The organism is Shigella sp. SIG6 (assembly GCF_053555815.1).
Genome location: NZ_JBQZXC010000244.1, coordinates 1 through 2,077, shown reverse-complemented (window position 1 = coordinate 2,077; position 2,077 = coordinate 1). Strand labels below are relative to the sequence as shown.

The window sequence follows — 2,077 nt, the reverse complement described above, 5'->3', positions numbered from 1 at the left end:
ATTTTTCTTATTTTAAATTTACAATCCCTTTGGGGATTGACTTCTCTTTAGGGTAATTGATAGCCGTTAACTGACTGTTTTATGAGAAAAAGTGATATAACTTTTTATTCATTGCATAGCAGAAAATGTGATATTGCACGCACTATGTAATAACTTCTCCCTCTGGCCTAGAACAACTGAACTTATTGAACTATGTTAGAAACTACGCCAGTTTAAGTATCTGCCTGAACTGGCAAGGTTAAGCACAATGATATATCGGCGCGTATTCCGTTGCATAAGTGTGCAAAAAAAGTGGAAGACGTATCGAGATTTGTGCGTCTGATCGAGACATGTTTAAAAATGGCTTGCCATAATTAACGTTGTATGTGATAAAAGATTTCGGGTTAAACGAGGTACAGTTCTGTTTATGTGTGGCATTTTCAGTAAAGAAGTCCTGAGTAAACACGTTGACGTTGAATACCGCTTCTCTGCCGAGCCTTATATTGGTGCCTCATGCAGTAATGTGTCAGTTTTATCTATGTTATGCCTGCGGGCGAAGAAAACAATCTAAGGAATTTTTCAAATGGCAAAGATTAAAGGTCAGGTTAAGTGGTTCAACGAGTCTAAAGGTTTTGGCTTCATTACTCCGGCTGATGGCAGCAAAGATGTGTTCGTACACTTCTCCGCTATCCAGGGTAATGGCTTCAAAACTCTGGCTGAAGGTCAGAACGTTGAGTTCGAAATTCAGGACGGCCAGAAAGGTCCGGCAGCTGTTAACGTAACAGCTATCTGATCGAATCCACTGATCTGAAGTGTGAATACGCTTCAATCTCGCTATAAAGCCTCGTCGAATGCGAGGCTTTTTACTATGCTTTATCTTCGCTCCTGGCGTTCGGATATTTGCCCGCCGCGTGATTCGCGTTACACTTGCGGCCTTTAGTATCCTGCCGGAGTTGTCATGTCGTTTTCCTGTCCACTTTGCCATCAGCCTCTTTCGCGTGAAAAAAACAGCTATATCTGTCCCCAACGACATCAGTTTGATATGGCGAAAGAAGGGTATGTCAATCTGCTGCCCGTTCAGCATAAACGGTCTCGTGATCCGGGCGACAGCGCGGAAATGATGCAAGCACGCCGCGCATTCTTAGATGCCGGACATTATCAGCCGCTGCGTGATGCAATTGTCGCCCAACTGCGGGAACGGCTTGATGAAAAGGCCACGGCGGTGCTGGATATTGGCTGTGGTGAAGGGTATTACACACACGCATTTGCCGATGCGTTGCCCGAAATCACCACGTTTGGCCTGGATGTCTCGAAGGTAGCGATAAAAGCGGCGGCGAAACGCTATCCGCAGGTCACTCTTTGTGTCGCTTCCAGCCACCGTTTGCCGTTTTCCGATACCAGTATGGACGCCATAATACGTATTTACGCGCCGTGTAAAGCAGAAGAATTAGCACGAGTAGTGAAGCCCGGCGGCTGGGTCATTACTGCCACGCCGGGACCGCGACATTTGATGGAGCTGAAGGGGCTGATTTACAATGAAGTACATCTTCATGCACCTCATGCAGAACAACTGGAAGGTTTTACATTACAGCAGAGTGCGGAGTTGTGTTATCCGATGCGTCTTCGCGGTGATGAAGCCGTCGCATTATTGCAGATGACGCCGTTTGCCTGGCGTGCGAAGCCAGAAGTCTGGCAAACACTGGCAGCAAAAGAAGTGTTCGACTGCCAGACGGACTTTAATATTCACCTCTGGCAGCGTTCTTATTAACCGTGGAAGTGCGTCCAGAGGATCTGGACGCCGATACCGATCAGCACCAGCCCGCCGAGAATTTCCGCTTTTTTCCCAATAATTGAGCCGATAAAGCGACCAACCATCATCCCTAATGTCGACATAATCAAGGTTGCACAACCAATGGCCAATGCGGTCGCGATAATGTTGACCTGAAGGAAAGCAAGACCAACACCCACAGCCATGGCATCCAGGCTGGTGGCAATCGCGGTGGTTACCAGTAGCCAGAAACCGTGCCGACGGCGCGGCTCTTCATCTTCATCATCTGCGCCACGAAAACCCTCAATAATCATTCGCCCGCCGAGGAAT

At 47.6% G+C, this 2,077-nt stretch carries 4 protein-coding genes; 3 read left to right on the top strand and 1 reads right to left on the bottom strand.

Features of this window, described 5'->3' with window-relative positions; genetic code table 11:
* Positions 1-406 precede the first annotated feature (406 nt).
* The 3 genes from ACUU1M_RS19945 to rlmA all read left to right on the top strand — a co-directional run bounded on the left by ACUU1M_RS19945 (position 407) and on the right by rlmA (position 1,747).
* Positions 407-550, top strand: a complete 144-nt coding sequence (locus ACUU1M_RS19945) for a DUF2627 domain-containing protein (protein WP_001295496.1) — start codon at positions 407-409, stop codon at positions 548-550.
* Between the two features lie 12 nt (positions 551-562).
* Positions 563-772, top strand: a complete 210-nt coding sequence (gene cspE, locus ACUU1M_RS19940; RefSeq protein ID WP_001062678.1) for a transcription antiterminator/RNA stability regulator CspE — start codon at positions 563-565, stop codon at positions 770-772.
* Positions 773-937: 165 nt separating this feature from the next.
* Positions 938-1,747, top strand: coding sequence for a 23S rRNA (guanine(745)-N(1))-methyltransferase (rlmA, locus tag ACUU1M_RS19935; protein WP_000010128.1), 810 nt, complete (start codon positions 938-940; stop codon positions 1,745-1,747).
* Here the strand turns inward: rlmA and mntP are convergent.
* Positions 1,744-2,077 (bottom strand): manganese efflux pump MntP (mntP, locus tag ACUU1M_RS19930; protein ID WP_072277692.1); only part of this gene is annotated, 334 nt, incomplete at its 5' end. The two genes, rlmA and mntP, sit on opposite strands and share 4 nt — an antisense overlap.

Excerpts from the sequence above, each read along its gene's own strand:
- ACUU1M_RS19945 (WP_001295496.1), top strand. The coding sequence starts at position 407 with ATGTGTGGCATTTTCAGTAAAGAAGTCCTGAGTAAACACGTTGACGTT.
- cspE (WP_001062678.1), top strand. The coding sequence starts at position 563 with ATGGCAAAGATTAAAGGTCAGGTTAAGTGGTTCAACGAGTCTAAAGGT.
- rlmA (WP_000010128.1), top strand. The coding sequence starts at position 938 with ATGTCGTTTTCCTGTCCACTTTGCCATCAGCCTCTTTCGCGTGAAAAA.